This window comes from Bacteroidales bacterium (genome assembly GCA_014860585.1).
Taxonomy (GTDB): Bacteria; Bacteroidota; Bacteroidia; order Bacteroidales; family 4484-276; genus RZYY01.
In genome coordinates, this window is sequence record JACZJL010000040.1 from 1 (window position 1) to 5,042 (window position 5,042).

Annotated in this window: 5 protein-coding genes; 2 read left to right on the forward strand and 3 right to left on the reverse strand. The window is 42.0% G+C overall.

Going from position 1 to position 5,042, the window contains the following annotated elements; all coding sequences use genetic code 11:
• Positions 1-634: 634 nt before the first annotated feature.
• The 3 genes from IH598_04750 to IH598_04760 all read right to left on the reverse strand — a co-directional run bounded on the left by IH598_04750 (position 635) and on the right by IH598_04760 (position 2,193).
• On the reverse strand, positions 635-1,474 hold the full coding sequence (locus IH598_04750) for a Bro-N domain-containing protein (GenBank protein MBE0637807.1): 840 nt from the start codon (positions 1,472-1,474) through the stop codon (positions 635-637).
• A 202-nt stretch (positions 1,475-1,676) separates the two neighbouring features.
• Positions 1,677-1,976: a type II toxin-antitoxin system RelE/ParE family toxin gene (locus tag IH598_04755; GenBank protein MBE0637808.1), complete on the reverse strand. Its 300-nt coding sequence runs from the start codon at positions 1,974-1,976 to the stop codon at positions 1,677-1,679.
• A complete protein-coding gene (locus tag IH598_04760; protein ID MBE0637809.1) occupies positions 1,966-2,193 on the reverse strand; it encodes a hypothetical protein in 228 nt (75 codons plus the stop codon). The genes IH598_04755 and IH598_04760 overlap by 11 nt, the downstream gene beginning before the upstream one ends.
• A 183-nt stretch (positions 2,194-2,376) precedes the next feature.
• Between IH598_04760 and IH598_04765 the strand changes: the two genes are divergently transcribed.
• Entirely contained in the window at positions 2,377-3,741 is a 1,365-nt protein-coding gene (locus tag IH598_04765) for a sodium-dependent transporter (GenBank protein ID MBE0637810.1), read from the forward strand.
• Positions 3,742-3,933: 192 nt separating this feature from the next.
• Positions 3,934-5,042, forward strand: a 1,109-nt coding sequence (locus IH598_04770) for a helix-hairpin-helix domain-containing protein (GenBank protein MBE0637811.1), incomplete at its 3' end; no start/stop codon positions are given.

Here is a 5,042-nt window from a genome sequence, read left to right on the forward strand (position 1 = left end):
GAAAATGCCCATTCTGAGGCCTTTCCCCCGTCCGCTACGCTCCCGGGGAAAAGGCCTCAGAATGACAACCAAACAACAGGTAACCAAAACAAATAATCAACACAAAAACTGGTGAATTACTTTTGCGAAAAACTGATGAAATTAAATTTGCTATTTACATGGAGGGATGCTTGCCCGACGTGAAGAATGAAAAGGTGGGGAGGGTTGGGGCACGAAACCTGTCAGAGAAAGATCCCGAAGTACGCAGAGCCTTCAGGTTAAGCAACTATGTCATATTATGAAGCTTTACCAAAAATAAGGATAGTTTTTAATATTTGAACTAAAGTAATTTAAAATGAACCACATAGACACATAGTAGGACATAGAAAAACCCCTTTATTAAATTTGCTGGTTTAAATAGTGACTGCCAGTAAACACCCTGAATATGATTTTCAACATTAGGAGTTTTCTGGCAAATACTAAATAGTAAAAAACTATGATCCCTATGTACCTATGTGGTTCAAAAACCGGTTTGTTGTATCAATCAATCAGATAAACCTGACGACTACGCACACGTAAGGGACTGACAGAGTTTTAAAGGAAGAATAAACACTTCCAGGTCTGAAAGAGGGATTGTTTAAAAAAGTGTGTCAGGTTATTTCTTTTTTCCTTTTGTTAGCGTTTTTGTCTTCTCGGATTCGGGCAAATAGTTTTCGGAGGTAATTACTTTTTCGCCGCTTTCTTTCTCTAATTCTTTGAGCGCATTTCCTGCAATTCTGCCACCGATTTGTGCCGCTTTTTTATTCTCAATAAAACCCTTTGCATTTTTAGCCCTGGTAACTTTTGTAGTGGATGCCTCGCCCAACATCGAAAAGATCAATTCAAGGTCGGTCATGTGGTCGCGTAGGTTTTGACTTTTAAGACTTTTGAATGTTTTGTACTCTGATGGAGTCATTCCAAAGGTAGCTTTTGAGATTTCAGCAGTCAGGATGGCGTATTCGATTTGTTCTTTTACACCTCTGTTTTTCCATTCTTCAGTAAGTTCCTCACGGATGGCAATGCTACGCATCCGTTTTTCAATCCAATCGTCAGGATAGCCTTTGAGTTTGTAAAGTTCCCGTGTACGCTGTGTGGCTAATTCCGGATTTTCGATTTCATCCAGCCTGTCCGAGCCCACCTGAGCCAGCCAAAGTTTAAAAGGTTCAGCTTTTGGCGAAGGGATGGATTGGATAATCCGGAGAAGACCTTTGGCGTTTGCACAGCCCATCTTTTGCAATCCGCCTTGCGTTTGAACTAAAAGGGTAGGTACAATTTGTACCCATCCTTTGGCAAGTTCGGCATCCCGCTGACGCATACGTTTTACGTATTGTTTGGGGTCTTTGCTATCGGTAAGAACTGCTACGACATCTTCCACAACAAAATACCATTTCTGCTCTTTTTCGTTCCAGACCGAACGGATCTCTTTGCTCTCAAAAAGTTTAATATTGCTCATCATTCTTTTATTTATAATGGATTAAGGATTATTTCTTCAATCAATTTCGAAAGGTAAAAGTCATCAACTCAGGGTTCAAAAATAACAAAAAAAAATTGAAGTTTTAACAAAAAAGGAATGGTCAGCATCTGTTATTATTGATGAGACAAGCCGGAATAATCTAAGAGTACGTAAAATTTGATCTTGAAGTTAATCCAGATAATACTTATTTAATTTTTACAGGATTTTGTGAACTGCCGAATAGATAAATCAGATATACTGTGCCATGTTTGAACTCATAAAAAATAATGGTTTGTTTGGACAAAACAGCTTTTCTTAACCTCGGCTGAATTTCTGATTTGGGAAATAATTTCGGATTTCCAGAAATTAAAACCAGAAGACTTGAAAGACGTTTTTTAAAGTTATCAACTTCTCTTTGTGTCCAGCGATTTTGGAGATAATCAAGGATAGCCTCCAAATTCCGGATTGCTTCTTCTGTCCAAATAATTGGATAATCAGAGGCCATAGCGATTTTTTACTGTTTCGTGTGGAATAATTCTACCATCATCAAGGTCTTTCAGGCCGCGCTCAATACCGGCTTTTTGCTCATTTGTGAGGTCATCCCACCAATCTTCTCCCTTTGATGATTCATCTTTGATGATTTTCAGGTAGTTGATGGTTTCCAGGTCGGTGAGATTTGCCATCCAGGTTATCAGTTCGAGCTTAATGGTTTCCTGTGTCATTTTAGTCAATTTTGCGCAAAGTTACATTTATTTGATTTACCGAATCTGCCAATATCGCTTTGGAACCCTGTCAGGGTTTGTGGAAGCAATAGTGGGTAGTGGAAATTTAATGGGCTTTTAGCATTTTTTGTATCATTGCATCACGATTTTATTTTTGCTATGGGGGATTAAAATTTTTGAACTATGCAACAAACAAACTTATCGGTGCGCGACAGTTTCGGGTCAAAGTTGGGAATCATTGCTGCGGCAGCCGGATCGGCGGTTGGGTTGGGTAATATCTGGAGATTTCCTTATTTGACGGGAGAGAACGGCGGTGCAGCTTTTCTCGTAGTTTATCTGGTTTTCATGCTGGCGATTGGAGTGCCGGTCATGCTATCGGAATTGATCATCGGACGGCGTGCCCAGCGGAACGCCTTCGGCGCTTTTCGTTTTTTAAAGCCCGGCCAACCGTGGTATCTGATCGGACTGATGGGCATTGCAGCAGCTTTCATGATCCTTGCTTTTTACAGCACCATCGCCGGTTGGACGCTCGAATACCTTTACCGTTCGATCATCAATGGTTTTGCAGGAAAATCAACCGGTGAGCTGCAGGAAACCTTTGATACCTTTCAAACCAGCGGGCTGATGCCGGTATTCTGGCAAATGATCTTTATGTTCCTCACTGCCTTAATCGTTTGGAAAGGAGTCAAAAACGGGATTGAAAAATACTCCAAGATCCTGATGCCAGTCTTACTTCTGATCATAATCATTATTTCTGTGCGTTCAATCACACTGCCCGGAGCTATGCAGGGGCTTACCTTCCTATTCAAGCCTGACTTTTCGAAAATAGATGCCAACGTGATCCTTGTTGCCCTTGGTCAGGCTTTTTTCTCGCTAAGTATCGGGATGGGAACAATTATTACCTATGGTTCTTACATTAACAAAAAAGACAACCTTGCCAACACTGCCCTCGCTGTTTCAGGCGCTGACACTCTGATTGCCGTGCTCGCCGGAGTAGCCATTTTTCCAGCTGTTTTTGCTTTCGGCATTCAGCCTGATGCCGGTCCTGGCCTTGTATTTATTACCTTACCGAATATTTTCCAGCAAATGGCCGGGGGTTATTTCTGGTCGCTGATCTTTTTTGTTTTGCTTGCCGTTGCAGCCCTCACTTCAACCATTTCGGTGCTCGAGGTTGTGGTGGCTTATTTTTCGGAAGAACTGAACATGACCCGCAAAAAAGCTACGGTTATTGCCAGCGTGTCAATTTCAATCCTCGGAGTTTTTTGCACTTTATCACAAGGACCAATGAACTACCTCCGCATTTTCAGGGATACATTTTTTGACGACCTGGAGTATTTATCTGCCAATGTAATGCTTCCACTGGGAGGGTTGCTGATTGTGCTGTTTGTCGGCTGGTTTATGGGTTTGGCCAATGTGAAAGCTGAAATCTCAAATGAGGGTCTTCTGAAAGCAAGGTTTTTCGGTGTACTCATATTCATCCTGAAGTTTTTGGCGCCAATTGCCATTGCATTGGTGTTTCTCAATGGGATCGGATTATTGACATTTTAGTTAGGCTCCGCCGGGAAACTATTCATGTTGACATCAACCCTCCCGACTTTGCCGGGATAAATTCCGGGAGCAATGATTTTCAACGATGTACTCCCTTAAGGGTAGGGTTAATCAATCGTTGAAAATCTATTTTAGGGAGTTTTTTGGCGGAGACTGGTTAAAATCCTACATTTGCCAAAATTTCCCCGGACGTTGGCAAAACTGACTCGAAATACAAAATCGTTTTTCATCATCAGCAAGGGGCAGCGTAATGCGATGCTGGTTCTTTTCGCTCTGCTTTTGCTGATGATCTTGACCTACTTTATTTTGCCTTTTCTCATTCAGCCTGATAAAGGCCAAACCAGTACATTTGAAGAAGAAGCCAAACGATTTGCTGCATCACCTGTTCAGGAGGATAAAGTTTCCAATGATCTGACCCCCTACCCTTTTAATCCCAATCAAACCACAAGAGAGGGATTTTTACAACTCGGACTTACCGGGCGCCAGGCTGATATGATCCTAAAGTACCTCGATGCAGGTGGCAGGTTCAGGTCAGTTGAGGATTTCGGTAAAATGTACTCCATCTCTGATGAAGAATTCGATGTGCTGAAACCATTTATTATCATCGAAGAGGAGACCACAATTCAAAAAGTAACCGCCCCGGGAACGGGTCAGAGGTCGCTCAAGCCATTTCCGTTTGATCCCAATACAGTTGACAGTGCTGAAATGCAGCTTATGGGTTTGCGTGATCCACAAATCCGAAATATATTGAATTACAGGAAATCGGGCGGAAAATTTACCATCAAAAAGGATCTGGAGAAACTTTACAGTTTTTCGGAGGATGACTACGCTGCACTGGAGAAGTACATTCTTCTGCCCTCAGTTGATACCGTTCCCAAATTCCTGAAATCACAGGAAGTTTCAATAATAGTTGAGATCAATACCGCAGATACAACAGCTTTGCTGCAGATCAAGGGTATCGGTCCGGCCTACGCGCGCCGGATTGTAAGTTACAGGGATAAACTGGGTGGGTTTTACGACAAGTCGCAGTTGCTTGAAGTGTTTGGGATGGATACATCGAAATACGTCCAGATTGCAGGCTTTATCGAAGTGGATAAATCGAGAATCCGTAAGATGAACCTCAACAAGACAGGGTTCAAGGAGATTGTGGCGCACCCTTACCTGGAATTCTACATTGTAAAATCAATTTTTGAATACAAAGAAACCAAAGGAAAATTTGATTCAGTGGCCGAGTTGAAGCAGATCAGCCTGATCTATCAGCAACTTTACCAAAAACTGGAACATTATTTTACCGTTGACGA